The organism is Pseudomonas sp. Sample_23 (genome assembly GCF_004307595.1).
Lineage (GTDB): Bacteria > Pseudomonadota > Gammaproteobacteria > Pseudomonadales > Pseudomonadaceae > Aquipseudomonas > Aquipseudomonas atacamensis.
Window position 1 is genome coordinate 275970 of sequence record NZ_RCNX01000083.1, and the last position, 21048, is coordinate 297017.

Consider the following 21048-nt stretch of genomic DNA (forward strand, 5'->3'; position numbering starts at 1 on the left):
ACCATGCAAACTCGTGACGATATTTTCAACACCCTGCGCGATGCCCTGGTCGAGCTGTTCGAACTGGATCCGGCCCGCGTAAGCATGGACGCCAATCTGTATCAGGATCTTGAAATCGACAGCATCGATGCGGTTGACCTGATCGATCACATCAAACGCCAGACCGGCAAGAAAATCGCCGCCGAAGAATTCAAATCGGTGCGCACCGTCGGTGACGTGGTCGAGGCGGTGTTCCGTCTGGTTCAACCGGCCGCATGAGCCGACTGATCGGCCTGGGCCTGCTGCTGGCCGGTCTGCTGTACCCCTTTGCGGTGTATTTCGGCATGGAGCATTTCGCCCCGTGGCAATTTGCACTGCTGCTGGGCAGCCTGTGGCTGGCGCGCGCTCTGACCGGCGAACGCAAGCCCGGCAGCCTGTGGATGGCGTGCGTGGCGATGGTGTTCTGCCTGCTGCTGGCGGTGTTCGACAGCCCGCAGCTGCTGCGCTGGTACCCGGTGCTGATCAGCGCATTCATGCTGGTGCTGTTCGGCGCCAGCCTGAAATACGGCCCGCCAATGGTTGAGCGTCTGGCGCGCTTGCGCGAGCCGGAACTGCCGGAGGTTGCCATTCGCTATACGCGCAAGGTCACGCTGGCCTGGAGCGTGTTTTTCTTCTGCAACGGTTTGTGCGCCGCCCTCCTCACCCTGTGGGCGCCGCTGGATTGGTGGATGTTGTACACCGGCCTGATCTCCTATGGATTGATCGGCCTGATGTTTGCCATTGAATGGCTGATACGACAACGGGTAAGAGGCCGTACATGAATTGGATAAAACTTGAGCAGCTGTTGCTCAAGGCACTGCCGGCACGGGCGATCTGCCAGGCGCCGGCACTCGATCACACGCAACTGCGAGCGCAGGCCTTGAGCGTCGCCGCGGGTCTGCAAAGCCGAGGCGTGAAAAGGCTGGCCGTGCATCTGGAGGATGCCGCCGACCTCGCCATCGCCCTGTTCGGCGCGTGGCGTGCCGGCGTCAGCGTGTTGCTGCCGGCGGATCTGCAAGCGCAGACGCGTCAGCGCTGGTCGCAGGAAGTCGATCTATGGCTGACCGATCAACCCGGCGACGCCCACTTGGACGACTTCACTCAGCCCGAACTGCCCGGAGCACAACTGGATCTCGATCAATGCCGCCTGAGCCTGTGCACTTCCGGCTCCAGCGGCGAGCCCAAGCGCATCGACAAGACCCTGCGCCAATTGGCCAACGAGGTCGAAGCGCTGGAACAGCTATGGGGCGCAGACCTCGGTGAAGCCTGCATCATCGGCAGTGTCGCCACGCAACACATCTATGGCCTGCTGTTTCGCGTGTTGTGGCCATTGTGCGCCGGGCGCCCGTTCGTGCGCCGGCAACTGGCGTTCTCCGAAGACTTGCAGCGCGCCAGCCGCGAATACCCGGCCTTCGCCTGGGTCGCCAGCCCGGCGCTGCTCAAGCGCATGGGCGACAATCTCGACTGGACGGCCCTGAGCGCGGTGCGCCGGGTGTTTTCCTCCGGGGGCGCGTTGCCGTCGGAAGCGGCGCAAAGCCTGCACCAGCGCTTGCAGCAATGGCCGACAGAAATCCTCGGCAGCTCGGAAACCGGCGGCATTGCCTGGCGTCAAGGCGAGTCGTTGTGGCAGCCGTTTGCTGGCGTCGAACTGAGCCAGGACAGCGACGGCGCCCTGCTGATCGCCTCGCCTTACCTGCCTGCCGGCCATGTCGAACACAGCGCCGATGCCGCGCGCATTGCCGCCGATGGTCGCTTCGAGCTGCTGGGGCGTCTGGACCGCATCGTCAAACTGGAAGAAAAACGCATCTCGCTGCCGATGCTTGAGCATGCCTTGGCAACCCATAACTGGGTCGCCGAGGCGCGCCTCGGTGTCGTGCAGGAAAACCGCGCTTCGCTTGGTGCGCTGCTGGTGCTCAGCGAATCGGGTCTGTTCGCCCTGCGCGAGCACGGCCGCCGTGAACTGACCGAAACCCTGCGCAAACATCTGAGCCAACATTGCGAAGCCCTCGCCCTGCCCCGACGCTGGCGCCTGCTGCGGCAAATGCCGTTGAACAGCCAGGGCAAACTGGCGCAAGCCGACGTCGAAGCGCTGCTGCTGGCCGCACGGCCGAAAGCCCCCGAAGTGCTGGAGCAAAGTGCAAGCGACGGCGAGTGGAGCCTGCAACTCAGCGTGCCGCCGGATCTGGCCTACTTCAGCGGACACTTTCCCAAGGCACCGGTGTTGCCCGGTGTGGTGCAGGTGGAATGGGCGCTGAATCTGGGTCGGCAGTTGCTGAATCTGGACGGCGCGTTTGCCGGAATGGAAGTGCTGAAATTCCAGCAACTGGTGCGCCCGGGTGATGAAATCCAGCTGCATCTGCGTTTCGATGCCGAGCGCGGCAAGTTGTATTTCGCTTATCGCAATGACACGGCGACGTGTTCCAGCGGACGCATTCTCCTGGGGCCTGCCCATGCATAACCCCTGCGCCGTAATCCCGGTGTACAACCACGAAACCGCGATCACCACCGTGGTCGATGCCCTGCTTGCACAAGGTCTGCCGTGCATTCTGGTGGACGATGCCAGCGAGCCGTCATGCGCACGGGTGCTCGACGCCCTGGCCGAGCGCGACGGGGTTTTTCTGGTGCGTCTCACAGCCAATCAGGGCAAGGGCGGCGCGGTGATGACCGGTCTGCGTGAAGCCTCGCGTCTGGGTTACAGCCATGCCTTGCAGGTCGATGCCGACGGCCAGCACGATTTGCACGACGTCGCGCGCTTCGTCGGCGAATCCCGCGCCCATCCCGAGGCGATGATCTGCGGCTATCCGCTGTTCGACGAGAGCGTGCCGAAAGGGCGTTTGTACGCGCGCTACCTGACCCACGTGATGGTGTGGATCAACACCCTGTCGTTGCAGATTCGCGATTCGATGTGCGGCTTCCGTGTTTATCCGTTGGCGCCGACTCTGGCGGTGATTGACTCGGCCAAGGTCGGCAAGCGCATGGATTTCGACTCGGACATCCTCGTGCGTCTGGCCTGGCGCAATCAGCCGATGCGCTGGCTGCAGACCAGCGTGCATTACCCGTTGGACGGTGTATCGCACTTTCGCCTGTTCCACGACAACGCGCTGATTTCCAGCATGCACACGCGGCTGTTCTTCGGCATGTTGCTGCGTTGGCCGGTGATCCTCTGGCGGCGGTGGAAACCATGAGCGAAGAAGTCGACAAGAAGCACTGGGCCGACCGCGAAGAGCGCGGCAGTTTCCTGCTGATGAAATTCACCGCGTTCGCCGCCAAAGTCCTCGGCCGGCGCCTGCTCAGTCCGTTGCTTTATGGCATCGTCCTGTATTTCTTCCTGTTCGGCCGCATCGCCCGGCGCAGTGCCTGGCAGTACCAGCAGCGGCTGGCCGAATGGAGCCGGCGCGACGACCTGCGCCCGAGCCACTGGCGGGTGTTCGGCCAGTTCATGACCTTTGCCGATTCGCTGCTCGACAAGCTCGATGTGTGGAACGGCAAGCTGAGCATCGAGCAGATCGAAATCATCGACCCGGCGCTGCTGCGCAAGCAGTTGCGCGGCAGTCGCGGGCAACTGCTGGTCGGCGCACATCTGGGCAATCTCGAAGTCTGCCGGGCGCTGGCGGAGATCGGCGAAAAGGTCACCATGAACGTGCTGGTGCACACCAAGCACGCCGAGCAATTCAACCGCTTGCTTGGCGAGGCCGGGGCGACCAATCTGCGCCTGATCCAGGTCAGCGAACTCGACCCGGTGATCATGCTGCAACTGCATGAACGACTGGAACGCGGCGAGTGGCTGGCGATTGCCGGTGACCGCGTGCCACTGCACGGTGGGCGCAGCGTGACGGTGGATTTTCTCGGCCATCCGGCGCCATTTCCGCAAGGCCCGTGGTTACTGGCCGGCCTGCTCAAGTGCCCGGTCAACCTGCTGATGTGTCTCAAGCAACCCGACGGCCACTATCGCCTGACCCTCGAACCGTTCGCCGACGCGGTGGTGTGGACACGCCGCGAGCGCGAGCAGGTCATTCATCAGTGGGCCACTCGCTACGCGCAGCGCCTGAGTCACTATTGCCTGGAAGCCCCGCAGCAATGGTTCAACTTTTACCCTTTCTGGAAGACCGATGACGACGCCAACCCATGAGCCGGTAACCTTCGGCGAACGCCCTTTGCGCATCGAAGACGTGCTGGCCCTGGCCAACCGTCAGGCGCCCGTGCAGTTGCAGGCTGACGCCGACTATCGCGAGCGCATCGCCAAGGGCGCGCGGTTTCTCGATTCGCTGCTGGACAAGGAAGGTGTGATCTACGGCGTCACCACCGGTTACGGCGATTCCTGCGTGGTCGCGGTGCCGCTGCATCACGTCGAGGCGCTGCCGCGTCATCTCTACACTTTTCATGGTTGCGGCCTGGGCAAACTGCTCGACGCGCAGGCAACCCGCGCGGTGCTGGCGGCGCGTTTGCAGTCGTTGTGTCACGGCGTCTCCGGGGTGCGCGTCGAACTGCTCGAGCGTCTGCATGCGTTTCTCGAATACGACATCCTGCCGTTGATTCCCGAAGAGGGTTCGGTGGGTGCCAGCGGCGATCTGACGCCGCTGTCCTATGTCGCCGCAACCCTGTCCGGCGAGCGCGAAGTGATGTTCCGTGGCGAACGTCGTCAGGCTGCCGACGTGCATCGCGAGCTCGACTGGACGCCGCTGGTGCTGCGCCCGAAAGAGGCGCTGGCGCTGATGAACGGCACGGCGGTGATGACCGGCCTCGCCTGTCTCGCCTTCGCTCGCGCCGATTATCTGCTGCAACTGGCCACGCGCATTACCGCGCTCAACGTCGTCGCGCTGCAAGGCAATCCGGAGCACTTCGACGAACGTCTGTTCGCCGCCAAACCGCACCCGGGGCAGATGCAGGTCGCCGCGTGGTTGCGCAAGGATCTGGCGATCGACGCGCCAACCGCGCCATTGCATCGTCTGCAGGATCGTTACTCGCTGCGTTGCGCGCCGCATGTGCTCGGCGTGTTGGCCGACAGCCTGAACTGGCTGCGCGGCTTCATCGAAACCGAGCTGAACAGCGCCAACGACAACCCGATCATCGACGCCGAAGCCGAGCGCGTTCTGCATGGCGGACACTTCTACGGCGGGCACATTGCGTTCGCCATGGACAGCCTGAAAAACCTCGTGGCCAACGTCGCCGATCTGCTCGATCGGCAATTGGCGTTGCTGGTCGACGAGCGCTACAACCACGGCTTGCCGAGCAACCTCTCCGGCGCCCCGGCCGAGCGGGCCATGATCAACCATGGCTTCAAAGCCGTGCAGATCGGCACCAGCGCCTGGACCGCCGAAGCGTTGAAGAACACCATGCCGGCCAGCGTGTTCTCGCGCTCCACCGAATGCCACAACCAGGACAAGGTGAGCATGGGCACCATCGCCGCCCGTGATGCGATTCGCGTGCTGGAGCTGACCGAACAGGTCGCCGCCGCCACCCTGCTCGCCGCCAATCAGGGCGTGTGGCTGCGCGCTCAAGCCGCCGATGCGCGTCCGCTGCCGCCGGCACTGGCGGCGATGCACGAAGAACTCGGCAAAGACTTCCCGCCGGTCATCGAAGACCGTGCGCTGGAAGGCGAACTGCGCCTGTGCCTGCAACGCATCGCCGCGCAACACTGGAGGCTGCATGCGTAGTGCCGGAGTGCTTCATGCCGATACCGAGATTCTGGTGCCGTTTTTCGACGTCGACACCATGCACGTGGTCTGGCACGGCCATTACGTCAAGTACCTCGAAGTCGCGCGCTGTGCGCTGCTGGACAAGATCGGCCATAACTACACGCACATGGTCGAGTCGGGTTACGCCTGGCCGATCATCGACCTGCAACTGCGCTACGTGCGCAGCGCGGTGTTCGGCCAGCGGCTTAACGTGCGCGCCAGTCTGGTCGAGTGGGAAAACCGTCTGAAGATCAATTACCTGATAACCGACCTGCAGACCGGCGAACGCCTGACCCGCGCCAGCTCCGTGCAGGTCGCCGTCGAAGTCAGCAGCCGCGAGATGCAACTGGCTTCACCCAAAGTCTTCACCGATGCCGTGGAAAGGATGCTGCGATGAATGTGTTTTTCAGAAGCCTTGGCGCACTGACGCTGCTGGCCGTGTCGTCATGGGCCAATGCCTTCGACCTGCAACAACTCAGTGAACAACTGGCGAAACCGGATGTTATCCACGGCCAGTTCATTCAGGAAAAACACCTGCGCGCCCTGCCGCAGCCGCTGATCAGCAAGGGCAGCTTCGTCCTCGCTAAAAATCATGGCTTGCTGTGGCTGTTGAAAACTCCGCTGCCACAGGATTACCGCATCACCGCCAATGGCATCGCCCGCCGTGACAGCAACGGCTGGCAACTGCTGCCGAACAAGAGCGCCGGCGCCGAGCAGAACCGTTTGTTCCTCGCCGTACTGCAAGGTGACAGCAGCGGTTTGCAGCGGGATTTCGAACTGGCCCTGAGCGGCACGGCGCAGCAGTGGCAACTGACCCTGACGCCGCGTTCGATGCTGCTCAAGCAAGTGTTCAAGCAGATCAATATTGACGGCGGTGCTCTGGTGCAAAGCATCGAACTGCTGGAAACCCAAGGCGATAGCACGTTGCTGCGCATGCAGGAAAGCACGGCCGAGCAACCCTTGAGTGAAGCGGAGCAACATGACTTTGCCGAGTGAACGCAAGCTGCCCTGGCTGTTTCTGAGCCTGCTGCTGGCCGTCGTCGCGCTGGCTGCCTGGCAGTGGCGCGACGGTGCGCCGCTGTCGGCCAATCTCATGGAGCTGGTACCCGGGACCAGTCCCGATGCGCTGGAAGTGCGCGCCGAACAGCGCATGCAAGAACCGCTCAATCGCGAAATGCTGGTGCTGGTCGGCCACGCCGATCGCCAGCAAGCGCTGACCATGGCCCAGCAACTGGGCGAACAATGGCAGGCCAGCGGTCTGTTCGAAACCGTGCAATGGAACCTGCAAGCCGACTTGCCGGCGCTGCGCAAGCAATTGCTGCAAGGGCGTTTGGCGATGCTCTCGGCGGATGATCGGCAGCTACTCAGCGAGCACCCCGACGCGTTCATCCAGCAGCGGGTGCAGGCGCTGTTCGACCCGTTCAACGGCTTTACCCTGGTGCCGAGCCAGGACGATTGGCTTGGCCTGACCGGACGCATCCAGAACAGCCAGCCGAAACATGGCGCAGTGCAACTGGACATTGGCAGCGGCGCACTGGTCGCCGAGGCCGACGGCAAGAGCTGGGTGATGCTGCGTGCGCGCACCACCGGCAACGCCTTCGACATGAACCTGCCGTTGCAGGTGGCAGAGCTGCTCCAGCACAGCCGCGAGCAAGCGGCGCAAAGCGGCGTGCACTTGCTCGCCGCCAGTGGCCTGCTCTATGCCGCCAACGGCCAGCAACAGGCTACTCGCGAGATGACCTGGGTCGGCGGTGGTGCGACGGTTGGCATTCTGCTGTTGCTGCTGTTGGCGTTTCGCCGCTGGGGCGTGTTGCTGGCGTTCGTCCCGGTGCTGGTCGGCATGCTGTTCGGCGCGGTGGCCTGCGTGGCGCTGTTCGGTCACATGCATGTGATGACGCTGGTGCTCGGCTCGAGTCTGATCGGCGTTGCCGTCGATTACCCACTGCACTATCTATCCAAGAGCTGGAGCCTCAAGCCCTGGCGCAGCTGGCCGGCCCTGCGCCTGACGTTGCCGGGGCTGACCCTGAGCCTGATCACCAGCGTCATCGGCTATCTGGCGCTGGCGTGGACGCCGTTCCCGGCATTGACGCAGATCGCGGTGTTCTCCGCTGCCGGCTTGCTCGGTGCGTATCTGTCGGCGGTCTGCCTGCTGCCGGCGCTGCTGAAAAATGTCCAACTGCGCCCGGCGCAATGGCCGCTGCGCCTGGCCGAACGCCTGATTCATCTGCGTGAGGCGCTGCTCGGTTGCATTCGCACGCCCGCGCTGCTGGCCCTGCTGATCGCCTTCTGCGTCGGCGGCCTGATGCAGTTGCAGAGCAAAAACGATATCCGCCAATGGGTCGGCGCGCCGCAGCACCTGACCGACGAAGCGCAGACCATCGCGCGCATCACCGGGTATCAACCGACCAGCCAGTTCTTCCTGATCCGCGCGGCCAATCAGGAGCAATTGCTCGAGCGCCAGGCAGCGCTGAGCGAGCGCCTGCAGCAACTGGTCAACCTCGACAAACTGCAAGGCTATCTGGCCCTCGATCAACTGGTCAGCGCGCAGAGCCAGCAACAGCAAGTGCGCGAATCACTGAACAGGCTGCCGTCGTTCTGGCAACCGCTGCTCGATCTCGGCGTGCCGGTGACGGCGTTGCAAAATGAATTGCAGCAATTGCAGACCCTGCCCGCCGAAGACATTGACGCCGCGCTGGCCGGCCCGCTCGGTGAGCCGTATCGGACACTGTGGCTTGGCCCGACTGAAGACGGCGTCGCAGCAATCACCAGCCTGCAGGGCTTGAACAATCCGTCGTTGTTGCGCGTGCAGGCGCTCGATTTGCCGGGGGTGGTGCTGGTCGATCGCCTCGGTGACCTGAACAAGGTCTTTGCCGCCACGCAGATCAGCGCCGCCGAACTGAAACTGGCCTCCTGCGTGTTGATCGTGCTGGTGCTGATGCTGCCGTTCGGCCTGACTGGCGCACTGCGCATCGTCGCCCTGCCACTGCTGGCGGCGCTATGCAGTCTGGCCAGCCTTGGCTGGCTCGGTCAGCCGCTGACCCTGTTCAGCCTGTTCGGCCTGTTGCTGGTGACGGCAATCAGCGTCGATTACGCAATCCTCATGCGCGAACAGGTGGGCGGCGCGGCGGTAAGTCTGCTCGGCACCTTGCTCGCAGCCGTGACGACGTGGCTGTCGTTCGGCCTGCTGGCGGTCTCCAGTACGCCGGCGGTGAGCAATTTCGGCCTGTCGGTGAGCCTCGGCCTGGCGTTCAGCTTCATGCTCGCACCGTGGGCCGGGCGCCATGAACCGGTTGCGGAGCCAGCGGCATGATGGTCTTCGGCTTCTGGTTGCTGGCCTTGGCGCTGTCTGCCCTGGCGACCCGGGTCGGCCGCCATTTCGGTCTGATACCGATCGTCAGCCAGTTACTGCTGGCGAGCTTCGGCTTGCCGTTGCTGATGTACTTCTGGATCGAGCCGGGCTGGCAGCTCAGCGGCGCACAACTGATCGCCCCGGACTGGCTGACAAACCTCTACAGCCTGAGCTTCGCCTTGCTGCTCGGGCATATCCTCAGCGATGTCATCGATCTGCGTCTGGATCGCCAGAGCGTGAAAATAGCTGTGCCGAGTTTCGCTGTACCGTTCGCTTGCGGGCTGGCGGTTGCGTACTGGTTGCTGCCAGCGCAGCCGTGGCTCAACGCACTGGCGATCGGACTGGTCTTCGCCATAACGGCGATCCCGGTGTTGTACCTGTATCTGCGTCATATCGATTACCCGCCCGCTGCCACACGGCGTCTGGTGCAAACCGCGATCCTTATCGATCTGACTTGCTGGACGCTGTTCGGCCTCGCCCAGGGCAGTCTGCACTTGAGCAGCCTGTTGCTGCCTGTGGCCATGGCCGGCGTGCCACTGCTTTTGCACCTGCTGCGCGTGCGTCGCCCGCTGACCTACAGCCTCGGCTTCTTCGCCCTGCTGGTCATGGCCGAGCATTACAAACTCAACGCGCTGATTTTCGGCATCGGCTATCTGCTGTGCATGGCGCTGCTGAAAGTGCCGTTGGTGCTGCCGTTGCCGGCACGCTGGATGAGCCGCTTGCAGACGTGGATCGCGATCCCGCTGATCCTCACGTTCGGTATCGTCCAGATCGACGTGCACAGCGCCCTCGCCAGCCTTGGCGCCGGGCAGTGGGCGGCGCTGCTGCTGTTGCCGATTGCCAGTAAACTGCTGGGCAACTGGCTCGGCCTCGGTTGGGCTGGCGCCTCGTTCGCGGGTGCCAGCCGCTGGCGCGAAAGCGTGCTGCTGAACATTCGCGGCCTGAGCGAAATCGTCTTTCTCAATCTGCTATTGCAACAACAGCTCATCACTCCGGCGCTGTATTTCGCGCTGATGCTGATGGGCCTGATCGCGACGCTGCTGCCGGCCCTGATCGGCCTGCATCGCGCGCCCCTGAATCTGAACAGTCCTCTGCCCCGGAGCTCACGTGCCAATCGTTGAAATGGAATCCCGTCAGGTCGTGATCATCGGTGCCGGCCCGTCCGGCGCTATCGCCGCCGCCCTGCTCAAGCGCAAGGGCCACGATGTGCTGGTGCTCGAGCGCCAGCACTTCCCGCGCTTCTCCATCGGCGAAAGCCTGCTCAGCCATTGCCTGGATTTCGTCGAAGAAGCCGGCATGCTCGACGCCGTCAACGCCGCCGGGTTCCAGCGCAAGACCGGCGCGGCGTTTGCCTGGGGCGAGCGCTACAGCGCCTTCGATTTTGGCGACACCTTCACCGCCGGCAAGCCGACCACGTTCCAGGTGCAGCGCGCCGATTTCGACAAGTTGCTGGCCGATCAAGCAGCATTGCAAGGTGCGGAAATCCGTTATGGCGATGCGATCGTCAGCGTCGATTTCGATCAGACGAAACCACTCCTTGACGTGCGCCGCGAAGATGGCAGCGAGTACCGCGTCGAAGCCGATTTCGTCCTGGACGCCAGCGGCTACGGCCGCGTGTTGTCGCGCCTGCTCGACCTCGAAGCGCCTTCGAATTTCCCGGTGCGCCAGGCGGTGTTCACCCATGTCGAAGATCACATCGACAATCCGGCGTTCGACCGCGAAAAGATCCTTGTCACCACCCATCCCGAGCATCGCGATGTATGGTTCTGGACCATCCCGTTCAGCAACGGCCGCTGCTCGGTGGGCGTGGTGGCGGCTGAGGAACATTTTCAGGGCCGCGACAGCGACCTGGATGCCTGCCTGCGCAGTTTTATCGCCGAGACGCCAAGCCTCGCCGGGGTTCTGAACAACGCGGTCTGGGACACCCCGGCGCGCACCCTCGGCGGCTACGCGGCCAATGTGAAAACCCTGCATGGCCCGGGCTTCGCGCTGCTGGGCAACGCCGCAGAATTTCTCGATCCGGTGTTCTCCTCCGGCGTGACCATCGCCATGCGTTCGGCGAGCATGGCTGCCGGCGTGCTGCACCGTCAGTTGCAGGGTGAAACGGTGGACTGGCAAAGCGAATTTGCCGAACCGTTGAAACGCGGCGTCGATACCTTCCGCTGCTACGTCGAAGGCTGGTACGCCGGCACCTTCCAGGACGTGATTTTCTACGAGGACAGCCAGGCGGAAATTCGCCGGATGATCTGCTCGATCCTCGCCGGTTACGCCTGGGACGAGCGCAACCCGTTTGTCAGCGAAGCGCGGCGCCGGCTGAAGATGATTTCCCAACTCTGCGCGCAGGACACCCCATGAATTACCTGAGCGACAGCTACGTCGAGGAAACCCGCTTCGGTCTCTGGTTCCTGCGCAGCCACACCTGGCAGCACCATGTGCTGCGCGTGGCGATCAACGATCTGCGTGGCTTGTTCAGTGAGCCGCTGCCGGAACACCCGGTGCTGCTGGACGCCGGTTGCGGTCAGGGCAAGTCCTTCGGCCACCTGCGTCAGACCTTCGCCCCGCAGCGCCTGATCGGTGTCGACGCCGACCCGCACAGCCTGCAACTCAGCGCCGAAGAGGCCACCCGCCTGGGCATGCCAGTCGAGTTGATCGGCAGCGATTGCGCCACGCTCAACGTCGCCGATGCCAGCGTCGACCTGCTGTTCTGCCACCAGACCTTCCATCATCTGGTCGAGCAGGAAAAGGCTTTGGCCGAGTTCTATCGCGTGCTCAAGCCGGGCGGCTATCTGCTGTTCGCCGAATCCACCGAGGCTTACATTGATACCTGGGTGATTCGCTGGCTGTTCCGCCATCCGATGCACGTACAGAAGAGCGCCGCCGGCTATCTGCAGATGATCCGCGAGCAGGGTTTCGAGTTTGCCGAGCGCAATGTGTCCTACCCGTATCTGTGGTGGAGTCGGTCGAAGGATTTTGGTTTGCTGGAGCGGCTGGGGTTGAGCAAACCCAAGCCATTCGGTGAGCGTGAAGAGACGCTGGTGAATGTCGTCGCGCGAAAGCCATTGCAGGAATCTGTCTGATGTACGGCTATCGATCTGAACACCTGAAACCCTGTGGGAGCGAGCCTGCTCGCGAAAGCGGTGTATCAGTCAGCAAAGGTGGCGAATGTCAGATTGCATTCGCGAGCAGGCTCGCTCCCACAGGGATTGCTGGGTGGCTGGCGATCGTTTTGTCAGCCTTGCTGTTAAGTGCCTGCGCCAGCCAGGCACCGCTACCAGCGGCCAACCCGACGCTGCCTCTGCCGCTGCAACTGCACATCGAACGCGAGCAGGCCGGGCAGCGTCAGGACTGGCTGCTGGTGATCCAGCGTGAAGGCGCCGGCACGCGCTGGTCGATGATGGATCCGCTGGGCATTCCACAGGCCCGCCAGCAACTGATCGACGGGCATTGGCAGGCCGACGGTCTGCTGCCGCCGAACCCGGAAGCGCGGGAGCTGTTCGCCGCATTGCTGTTCGCTTTGACGCCTTCCGCCGAACTGCTGCGCAATTATCCCGACGCCCGGCAACAGGCCGATCAGCGTTCACTGCCGGCGCGCTGGAACATCCGCTATTCACAACCGTTGAGCTTTCAATTGAATCTGCCCCAAGGCCCGCACTATCGCGTTTCCCAGTTAGGTGAATCGACGCCATGACCGCTTACCTGAATGCCCTCGGCGTGATCTGCGCTTTGGGCCGCGACAAGTCTGAAGTCGCGCGCAATCTGTTTGCCGGCGACTGTTCGGGCATGCGCCGCGAGTCCGGCTGGGTCGCCGAACGTGAGCTGCCTGTCGCCGGCGTGCACGGTGAATTAGCGCCGATCCCGGCCGAACTGATCGAGCACAGCAGTCGCAACAATCAGCTGCTGCTGGAAGCCGCGCTGCAGATTCGAGCCGACATCGATCGTGCGATCCAGACCTTCGGCCGCGAGCGCATAGGCGTGGTGCTAGGCACCAGCACCTCGGGTATCGACGAGGCCAGCCGGGGTCTGGCGCATTACATCCGCGAACAGCAATTTCCTCGCGAGTACGACTATCGCCAGCAGGAACTCGGCGCCCCGGCGAATTTTCTCGCCGAATGGCTGCAACTGAGCGGCCCGGCCTACGTGATTTCCACTGCCTGTACCTCCAGCGCCCGCGCGCTGATGAGCGCCCAGCGTCTGCTCGATCTGGGTCTGTGCGATGCGGTGCTGTGCGGCGGCGTCGACAGTCTGTGCAAGCTCACGCTGAACGGTTTCTCTTCGCTGGAAGCCGTTTCAGACGAACGCTGCAATCCGTTTTCCGCCAACCGCAACGGCATCAATATCGGCGAAGCAGCGGTGCTGTTCGTGATGAGCAAACAGCGCGGCGAAGGCCCGGGAATCGCCCTGCTGGGGACGGGCGCGAGCTCCGATGCGCACCATATTTCCGCACCGGAGCCGAGCGGTCGCGGCGCTCTGCAAGCGATGCAGAAAGCCCTTGGCCGCGCGCATCTGCAAGCCGGGCAAATCAACTACCTGAACCTGCACGGCACCGCGACCCAGCACAACGACGCGATGGAAAGTCTGGCGGTCGCGGCGCTGTTTCCCGAAGGCGTCGCCTGCTCGTCGACCAAACCGCTGACCGGTCACACCCTCGGCGCCGCCGGCGCGCTGGAAGCGGCGTTCTGCTGGCTGAGCCTGAGTGCCGAAAACCCTGAACAGGCGTTGCCGCCGCACATCTGGGACGGCCAGGCCGATCCCGCGCTGCCGCCACTCAAGTGGGTGACCGCGAGCGAACGCCTGACGTCCATTGCACCGCGCTACCTGATGAGTAACTCTTTCGCTTTCGGCGGCAACAACGTCAGCCTGATTATCGGAGACGCACCATGAGCCACTGGCCGCTCGCCGAACTGCTGCCGCATGCCGGCGACATGATCCTGATCGACGCCATCGAGCGCTTTGACGATGAGCAGATTTTTACCCGCCTGACGGTCAAGCCCGATGGCCTGTTCAACCTGCCCGACGGCAGCCTGCCGGCGTGGGTCGGCGTCGAGCTGATGGCGCAGAGCGTCGCCGCTTTCGCCGGTTGCCACGCCCGGCAAAAAGGCAATCCGCCGGAGCTGGGCTTTCTCCTCGGCACGCGCAAATTCGAGTGCAACGTCGAAGCCTTTGCGCCCGGCAGCGAGCTGACCATCCATGGCCTGCGCTCACTGGAAGACGACAACGGAATGGGCGTATTCGAATGTCACATCCACGGCGACGGCATTCATGCCAGCGCCCGGCTGAACGTGTTCCGTCCGCCACAAGCCAACCAATATCTGCAACAGACAAAGGAGTCGCACGATGACTGAATCCGTACTGGTCACCGGCTCCAGCCGTGGCATCGGCCGCGCCATTGCCTTGCGTCTGGCGCAAGCCGGGCATGACGTCGTCCTGCATTGCCGCAGCGGCATGACCGAAGCCCAAGCGGTGCAGGCCGAAATCGAAGCACTGGGCCGCCGCGCGCGCATCCTGCAATTCGACGTCGCCGACCGTGAAACCTGTAAAAGCATTCTCGAAGCCGATGTCGAAAATCACGGTGCCTATTACGGCGTGGTGCTCAACGCCGGGCTGACCCGCGACGGCGCGTTTCCGGCGCTGAGCGATGACGATTGGGACGTGGTACTGCGCACCAACCTCGACGGTTTCTACAACGTTCTGCACCCGGTGATGATGCCGATGATCCGTCGTCGCGCCGCCGGGCGCATCGTCTGCATCACCTCGGTGTCGGGCCTGATCGGCAACCGTGGCCAGGTCAATTACAGCGCCTCGAAGGCCGGCGTAATCGGTGCGGCAAAGGCGTTGGCGATCGAGCTGGGCAAGCGCAAAATTACGGTTAACTGCGTCGCCCCTGGCCTGATCGACACGGCCATGCTCGACGAAAACGTGCCGGTGGAGGAACTGATGAAAATGATCCCCGCGCAACGCATGGGCACCCCTGAGGAAGTGGCCGCTGCGGTGAATTTCCTGATGTCGGCGGAAGCCTCGTACATCACCCGCCAGGTGCTGGCGGTCAACGGAGGCCTGTGCTGATGAAGCGCGTCGTCGTCACCGGCATGGCCGGCATCACCTCGCTGGGCAGCGACTGGCCGACCATTGCCGGCAATTTCGCGGCCAATCGCAGCGGCATTCGTCGCATGGACGAGTGGGATCGCTTCACTGAGCTGAACACGCGTCTGGCCGGGCCTATCGATGACTTTCTCGTGCCGTCGCACTGGACCCGCAAGCAGTTGCGCAGCATGGGCCGGGTTTCGCGACTGGCGGTCGGCGCGGCGGAAAAAGCCTTGGCTGACGCTGGCCTGCTCGGTGACGAATCGATCAAGGACGGGCGCATGGGCGTTGCTTGTGGTTCGTCCACGGGCAGCACTGACGAGATCAAAGCGTTCGGCAACATGCTGCTCAACTCGGTGGCCGAGGGCCTGAACGCCAACTCCTATGTGCGGATGATGCCGCACACCACCGCCGCCAATATCAGCATTTTCTTTGGCCTCACCGGGCGCCTGATCCCCACCTCCAGCGCCTGCACCAGCGGCAGCCAGGGCATCGGCTACGCCTACGAAGCAATCAAGTTCGGCCGCCTGCCGTTGATGCTCGCCGGCGGCGCCGAAGAACTCTGCCCGACCGAAGCCATGGTGTTCGACGCGCTCTACGCCACCAGCCTGAAAAACGATGCACCCCAGACCAGCCCTCGCCCGTACGACAAGGGCCGCGACGGTCTGGTGATTGGTGAAGGTGGCGGCATGCTGGTGCTTGAGGAGCTGGAACACGCCCTCGCCCGTGGCGCGCACATTCACGCGGAAATCGTCGGTTTCGGCAGCAACGCCGACGGCCAGCACACCACCCGCCCGGAACAGCTCACGATGCGCCGCGCCATGGAGCTGGCCCTGGAAGATGCCGGCCTCACCCCGGACGCCATCGGCTATGTGAACGGCCACGGCACCGCGACTGAACAGGGCGACATCGCCGAAACCCTGGCCACCAGCAGCCTGTTCGGCGAACACATGCCGATCAGTTCGCAGAAGAGTTTCCTCGGCCACACCCTCGGCGCCTGCGGTGCACTGGAATCATGGTTCAGCATCGAGATGCTCAACAGCGACCGCTATGTGCACACCTTCAACCTCGACGAGGTCGACCCGCACTGCGGCAAGCTCGATTACCTGCGCGGCGAGTTTCGTCAGATGCATCACGACTACGTGATGAACAACAATTTCGCTTTCGGTGGCGTCAACACTTCGTTGATCTTCCGCCGCTGGGCATAACCGAATCAATCCAGGTCAAGGAGACCTACATGCACTTCAACAAACTCGCCGCCGTCACCCTGCTGCTCTGCGCCCTGCCAGCGATCAGCCAGGCCCGCGACACGGCGGTCTACCTGCCATTCGACAAAGCCGTCGCCGAAGCCACCCGCTCCGGCAAGATCGATGGCAGTGTGAAATTCTATCTGGCCGGCAACACCCCGGCCGGCAAAGTCACCGTGGTCAGCCCCGACGCCGTGACCAACAAGAAAACCAACGCCTTCAACAAGTCCGACGAAGTCGCCTGCGAATGGGTCGCCCAATCGGCAATCATCAGCCTGCACCAGGCCGCGAAGAACGCCGGCGCCAACGCCGTGACCAACATCGTCAGCTTCTACAAGCGCAACGAGCGCAAGGACGCGCAAACCTACGAATGCCACGCCGGCGCGATCATGGCGGGCGTTGCGCTGAAGGGTGATCTGGCGAAGGTTCAGTAAACGCCAGAAATGACAAAGGGCGCCGTTTGGCGCCCTTTTTTTGCGCTGATTGAACAGCATCTACACTCGCTGATGCAGGTCGCAGCACCGTAACCTGCCCTCGCAGTCTCTTTCACCGTCAAAGGAGATGACCATGCAAGTGAAAGCCCTGATCGCCGCAGCGCTTTTCGCGCTACTGCCCAGTGCCAGCCATGCCACCAACCTCATGTACATGCCTTTCGAAACCGTGCTGTCGGACGCGATTCGCGCCGGTCGGCTGGATGGCAGTGTGAAGTTCTACCTGATCGGCAACGGGCCGCAGGGCACTCAGCAGTTGCTGCGCCGAGGGGTGGTCAGTGATTTGAAAACCAACGGCTTCAACAAGAGCGATCAGGCTTCGTGTGAATGGGTGTTGCAGTCGAATCTGATCAAATTGCAGGCTGATGCCAAGCGGGTCGGGGCGAATGCAGTGGTCAATATCGTCAGTTACTACGACCAGCATGTGCGCAAGGATTTGAATACGTACGAGTGCCGGGCGGGGATATTTGTCACGCGGGTGGCGTTGAAGGGGGATTTGGTGCGGTTGCCCTGAAATCTGTGATGTTTGGGCCGACGCCTTCGCGAGCAGGCTCGCTCCCACCTTGGAATGCGTTTCCCTGTGGGAGCGAGCCTGCTCGCGAAAGCGCCAGCGGCCTTCACACCGTCAGAGGCTCAACCTTGCGCGTCAGCAGTTCGACAAACGCCTTGGCCATCGGTGATTTCTGATCTTTGCGCTGCACCAGCCACACCGCCGAAATCGCTTCGGGATCGAGCAACGGGCGGTAGACCACGCCGTCGATGCGCATGCGTTGGTAGGACGCTGGCAGCACTGACACACCGAGGCCCGCTGCGACCAGACCGATGATGGTCATCGCCTCGCCAGCCTCTTGGGCAAAGTGCGGGCTGAAGCCGGCATCACGGGCCAGACTGAGCAGTTGTGCATAGAGCCCGCTGCCATAACTGCGCGGAAAAAACACGAACGGTTCCAGCGCCAGCGCCGAGAGAAACAGGCCTTCGTCGCTGCCTTGGGCCAACGGATGCTTGGAACTGAGCACCGCCACCAATGGCTCGCGCATCAACTCCACAACACTCAGTGAATCCGGCAATCCGAGCGGGCGCATGATGCCCACCTCGATCGACTCGTCCACCAAGGCATCGGCGACCATGGTGCTGCTCATTTCGCGCAGATTCAGATGCACCGCCGGAAAGCGCTGACGAAAGGAAAAAATCGCCTGCGGAATGGTCGAGTTGAACGGTGCAGACGAGGTGAAGCCAATCTTCAACTCGCCCAGCTCGCCAAGTTGCGCACGGCGGGCGACGTCCGCTGCCTTGCCGACTTGTGCCAGCACCAGCCGCGCCTCCTGCAAAAACAGGCGACCGGCCTCGCTCAACTCGACCCGACGATTGGTGCGCTCGAACAATCGCGCGCCGAGCTGTTGCTCCAGCGCCTGAATCTGCTGGCTCAGCGGTGGCTGGGAGATGCCCAGCACCTGTGCGGCCCGGCCAAAATGCAGTTCTTCGGCGACGGCGATGAAGTAACGCAGATGACGCAGTTCCATAGGATTACCATTAGGTCGCTGAAGCTATCAAACAGGTCGAACAATATATTGGATAGAAACATTAGCCAGCTATATGATTTTTTCATTGCCTGCCCGGCTGTGCTTTCCGAGGTCTGAAGTGAAAACTGCTGTCGCGCCCCTTGCCCACGAAATCCCGCCCCCTGCCGACGACGATGCTCTCGCCGAGCTGCAGGAGATCTACATCGAAAAAGGTACGCCGGCGTTCATGCGCACAGTGCTGGCGCTTTTCTGTGGCGGCTTTGCGACGTTCGCGCTGCTCTATTGCGTGCAACCGATGATGCCGCTGCTGTCCCACGAATACGGGATCAACGCGGCGCAGAGCAGTCTGATCCTCTCGGTGGCGACCGGCATGTTGGCCTTCGGTCTGCTGATCACCGGGCCGATTTCCGACCGCATCGGCCGTAAACCAGTGATGGTCGCGGCGCTGTTCGCTGCCGCGTTGTGCACCATCGCCAGTTCGATGATGCCGAGCTGGCACGGCGTATTGATCATGCGCGCGCTGATCGGCCTGTCATTGAGCGGCCTGGCAGCGGTGGCGATGACCTATCTGAGCGAAGAAATCCATCCTCAACACATCGGCCTGGCGATGGGTTTGTACATCGGCGGCAACGCGATCGGCGGAATGAGCGGACGCTTGATAACTGGCGTGCTGATCGACTTCGTCAGCTGGCACACGGCGATGCTGGTGATCGGCGGTCTGGCGCTGGTCGCAGCGGCGGTGTTCTGGAAGATACTCCCGGAGTCGCGCAACTTCCGCGCTCGCTCGCTGCACCCGCGCAGCCTGCTCGACGGCTTCACCATGCACTTTCGCGACGCCGGCCTGCCGCTGCTGTTTCTTGAAGCGTTTGTGCTGATGGGCGCGTTTGTCACGCTGTTCAACTACATCGGCTACCGCTTGCTGGCGGCGCCGTACAACCTCGATCAGGTATTTGTCGGGTTGCTCTCGGTGGTCTACCTGTCGGGGATCTACAGCTCGGCGAAAATCGGTTCTTTGGCGGACAAGCTGGGGCGACGCAAAGTGCTCTGGGCGACCATTGCACTGATGTTCGCCGGACTGGCACTGACCATGTTCACCTCGTTGTTGCTGGTGATCGTCGGCATGCTGGTGTTCACCTTCGGCTTCTTCGCCGCGCACTCGGTGGCGAGCAGCTGGATCGGCCGGCGCGCGTTGACCGCTAAGGGTCAGGCGTCGTCGCTGTATCTGTTCAGTTATTACGCCGGTTCGAGCATTGCCGGGACGGCGGGCGGGGTGTTCTGGCATCTGGGTGGGTGGAATGGCATCGGCCTGTTCATTGGTGCGTTGTTGCTGATTGCCCTGCTGGTGGCGTTGAAGTTGGCGAAGTTGCCGCCGTTGCAGGGTGTCAAAGCCTGAGATAAATCCCTGTGGGAGCGAGCCTGCTCGCGAATGCACTGTGTGAGGCAACATCAGTGTTGAATGACACACCGCTTTCGCGAGCAGGCTCGCTCCCACAGTTGATTTGGGTACGACATTAGACCGTGCAAAAGAAAACGCCCGGCATTTGGCCGGGCGTTTTTTACTGGGCGCTGATCACTCGTGATACTGCGCCGACAGCTCATGCACCGCACGCAGGAACGCGCCGGCATGTTCCGGATCGACTTCCGGCGTGATGCCGTGGCCAAGGTTGAACACGTGGCCGCTGCCCTTGCCGTAGCTGGCGAGGATGCGCCCGACTTCAGTGCGGATCGCTTCCGGTTTGGCGTAGAGCACGGTCGGGTCCATGTTGCCTTGCAGCGCGACCTTGTCGCCGACACGGGCGCGGGCGTTGCCGATGTCGCAGGTCCAGTCAAGGCCGAGGGCGTCGGCGCCGGCTTCGGCGATGCTTTCCAGCCACAGGCCGCCGTTCTTGGTGAACAGAATCACTGGCACTTTGCGTCCGTCGTTCTCGCGGATAAGGCCGCTGACGATTTTCTTCATGTAGGCCAGGGAGAATTCCTGATACCCCGCCGCCGACAGGTTGCCGCCCCAGGTATCGAAGATCTGCACCGCTTGCGCACCGGCCATGATCTGGCCATTGAGGTACGAAGTCACCGATTGCGCCAATTTGTCGAGCAACAGGTGCATGGCTTGCGGGTTGTCGTAAAGCATCGCCTTGGTCTTGCGGAAGTCTTTCGACGAGCCGCCTTCAACCATGTAAGTGGCGAGGGTCCACGGGCTGCCGGAGAAACCGATCAGCGGCACACGTCCGTTCAGCTCGCGACGGATGGTGCTGACCGCGTCCATCACGTAGCCGAGGTCTTTGTGCGGATCCGGGATCGGCAGGGCTTCGATGTCGGCCAGGGTGCTGACAACTTTTTTGAAGCGCGGGCCTTCACCGGTCTCGAAGTACAGGCCCTGGCCCATGGCATCGGGAATGGTAAGGATGTCGGAAAACAGGATCGCCGCGTCCAGTTGCGGGTAGCGGTCGAGCGGTTGCAGGGTGACTTCGCAGGCGAACTCCGGATTCATGCACAGGCTCATGAAGTCGCCGGCATGGGCGCGGCTGGCGCGGTACTCCGGCAGGTAGCGACCGGCCTGGCGCATCATCCACACAGGGGTGACGTCAACGGGTTGCTTGAGCAGGGCGCGGAGGAAACGGTCGTTCTTCAGGGCAGTCATGTCGGCATCCGGAAAAAAAGTGCGGGCAT

The 21048-nt window shown here is 62.7% G+C and carries 22 protein-coding genes; 20 read left to right on the forward strand and 2 right to left on the reverse strand.

Features of this window, described 5'->3' with window-relative positions:
- Positions 1-3 precede the first annotated feature (3 nt).
- The 19 genes from D8U82_RS21225 (at position 4) to D8U82_RS21315 (ending at position 17375) form a co-directional block, all read left to right on the forward strand.
- A complete protein-coding gene (locus D8U82_RS21225; RefSeq protein ID WP_016772026.1) occupies positions 4-258 on the forward strand; it encodes an acyl carrier protein in 255 nt (84 codons plus the stop codon).
- Positions 255-800, forward strand: coding sequence for a membrane protein (locus D8U82_RS21230; protein ID WP_016772027.1), 546 nt, complete (start codon positions 255-257; stop codon positions 798-800). The genes D8U82_RS21225 and D8U82_RS21230 overlap by 4 nt, the downstream gene beginning before the upstream one ends.
- Complete coding sequence (locus tag D8U82_RS21235; protein ID WP_130902911.1) at positions 797-2476, forward strand: acyl-CoA synthetase family protein; 1680 nt, start codon at positions 797-799, stop codon at positions 2474-2476. The genes D8U82_RS21230 and D8U82_RS21235 overlap by 4 nt, the downstream gene beginning before the upstream one ends.
- The gene (locus tag D8U82_RS21240) at positions 2469-3203 is read left to right on the forward strand and encodes a glycosyltransferase family 2 protein (protein ID WP_130902912.1); all 735 of its coding nucleotides are present in this window, start codon (positions 2469-2471) and stop codon (positions 3201-3203) included. Before D8U82_RS21235 ends, D8U82_RS21240 begins: the two co-directional genes overlap by 8 nt.
- Positions 3200-4147, forward strand: a complete 948-nt coding sequence (locus D8U82_RS21245; protein WP_024011291.1) for a glycosyl transferase — start codon at positions 3200-3202, stop codon at positions 4145-4147. The genes D8U82_RS21240 and D8U82_RS21245 overlap by 4 nt, the downstream gene beginning before the upstream one ends.
- Entirely contained in the window at positions 4128-5672 is a 1545-nt protein-coding gene (locus tag D8U82_RS21250; RefSeq protein ID WP_125925745.1) for an aromatic amino acid ammonia-lyase, read from the forward strand. The genes D8U82_RS21245 and D8U82_RS21250 overlap by 20 nt, the downstream gene beginning before the upstream one ends.
- Complete coding sequence (locus tag D8U82_RS21255) at positions 5665-6090, forward strand: acyl-CoA thioesterase (protein WP_016772031.1); 426 nt, start codon at positions 5665-5667, stop codon at positions 6088-6090. Before D8U82_RS21250 ends, D8U82_RS21255 begins: the two co-directional genes overlap by 8 nt.
- Entirely contained in the window at positions 6087-6689 is a 603-nt protein-coding gene (locus D8U82_RS21260) for an outer membrane lipoprotein carrier protein LolA (RefSeq protein ID WP_130902913.1), read from the forward strand. Before D8U82_RS21255 ends, D8U82_RS21260 begins: the two co-directional genes overlap by 4 nt.
- Entirely contained in the window at positions 6673-9003 is a 2331-nt protein-coding gene (locus D8U82_RS21265; protein WP_130902914.1) for an MMPL family transporter, read from the forward strand. Before D8U82_RS21260 ends, D8U82_RS21265 begins: the two co-directional genes overlap by 17 nt.
- Positions 9000-10163 (forward strand): sodium:proton antiporter, encoded by a 1164-nt coding sequence (locus D8U82_RS21270; protein WP_125925748.1) that lies wholly within the window; start codon positions 9000-9002, stop codon positions 10161-10163. The genes D8U82_RS21265 and D8U82_RS21270 overlap by 4 nt, the downstream gene beginning before the upstream one ends.
- Complete coding sequence (locus D8U82_RS21275; RefSeq protein WP_125925749.1) at positions 10150-11397, forward strand: NAD(P)/FAD-dependent oxidoreductase; 1248 nt, start codon at positions 10150-10152, stop codon at positions 11395-11397. Before D8U82_RS21270 ends, D8U82_RS21275 begins: the two co-directional genes overlap by 14 nt.
- On the forward strand, positions 11394-12119 hold the full coding sequence (locus D8U82_RS21280) for a class I SAM-dependent methyltransferase (RefSeq protein WP_125925750.1): 726 nt from the start codon (positions 11394-11396) through the stop codon (positions 12117-12119). Before D8U82_RS21275 ends, D8U82_RS21280 begins: the two co-directional genes overlap by 4 nt.
- Positions 12119-12730, forward strand: a complete 612-nt coding sequence (locus D8U82_RS21285) for a hypothetical protein (RefSeq protein ID WP_177433345.1) — start codon at positions 12119-12121, stop codon at positions 12728-12730. Before D8U82_RS21280 ends, D8U82_RS21285 begins: the two co-directional genes overlap by 1 nt.
- Positions 12727-13923: a beta-ketoacyl-[acyl-carrier-protein] synthase family protein gene (locus D8U82_RS21290; RefSeq protein WP_125925751.1), complete on the forward strand. Its 1197-nt coding sequence runs from the start codon at positions 12727-12729 to the stop codon at positions 13921-13923. Before D8U82_RS21285 ends, D8U82_RS21290 begins: the two co-directional genes overlap by 4 nt.
- On the forward strand, positions 13920-14384 hold the full coding sequence (locus D8U82_RS21295; RefSeq protein WP_073471610.1) for a hotdog family protein: 465 nt from the start codon (positions 13920-13922) through the stop codon (positions 14382-14384). The genes D8U82_RS21290 and D8U82_RS21295 overlap by 4 nt, the downstream gene beginning before the upstream one ends.
- A complete protein-coding gene (gene fabG / locus D8U82_RS21300) occupies positions 14377-15105 on the forward strand; it encodes a 3-oxoacyl-ACP reductase FabG (RefSeq protein WP_125917450.1) in 729 nt (242 codons plus the stop codon). The genes D8U82_RS21295 and fabG overlap by 8 nt, the downstream gene beginning before the upstream one ends.
- Positions 15105-16331: a beta-ketoacyl-ACP synthase gene (locus D8U82_RS21305; protein WP_073471608.1), complete on the forward strand. Its 1227-nt coding sequence runs from the start codon at positions 15105-15107 to the stop codon at positions 16329-16331. The genes fabG and D8U82_RS21305 overlap by 1 nt, the downstream gene beginning before the upstream one ends.
- 29 nt (positions 16332-16360) lie before the next feature.
- Complete coding sequence (locus D8U82_RS21310) at positions 16361-16804, forward strand: hypothetical protein (RefSeq protein WP_016772042.1); 444 nt, start codon at positions 16361-16363, stop codon at positions 16802-16804.
- Between the two features lie 133 nt (positions 16805-16937).
- The gene (locus D8U82_RS21315) at positions 16938-17375 is read left to right on the forward strand and encodes an excinuclease (RefSeq protein ID WP_125925753.1); all 438 of its coding nucleotides are present in this window, start codon (positions 16938-16940) and stop codon (positions 17373-17375) included.
- 103 nt (positions 17376-17478) lie between these two features.
- Here the strand turns inward: D8U82_RS21315 and D8U82_RS21320 are convergent, their stop codons facing one another.
- Positions 17479-18381: a LysR family transcriptional regulator gene (locus D8U82_RS21320; protein ID WP_125925754.1), complete on the reverse strand. Its 903-nt coding sequence runs from the start codon at positions 18379-18381 to the stop codon at positions 17479-17481.
- A gap of 118 nt (positions 18382-18499) precedes the next feature.
- Between D8U82_RS21320 and D8U82_RS21325 the strand changes: the two genes are divergently transcribed.
- The gene (locus tag D8U82_RS21325) at positions 18500-19774 is read left to right on the forward strand and encodes an MFS transporter (RefSeq protein WP_130902915.1); all 1275 of its coding nucleotides are present in this window, start codon (positions 18500-18502) and stop codon (positions 19772-19774) included.
- Positions 19775-19951: 177 nt separating this feature from the next.
- On the opposite strand, the gene hemE is transcribed toward D8U82_RS21325, so the two are convergent.
- On the reverse strand, positions 19952-21019 hold the full coding sequence (hemE, locus tag D8U82_RS21330) for a uroporphyrinogen decarboxylase (protein ID WP_130902916.1): 1068 nt from the start codon (positions 21017-21019) through the stop codon (positions 19952-19954).
- Positions 21020-21048 lie beyond the last annotated feature (29 nt).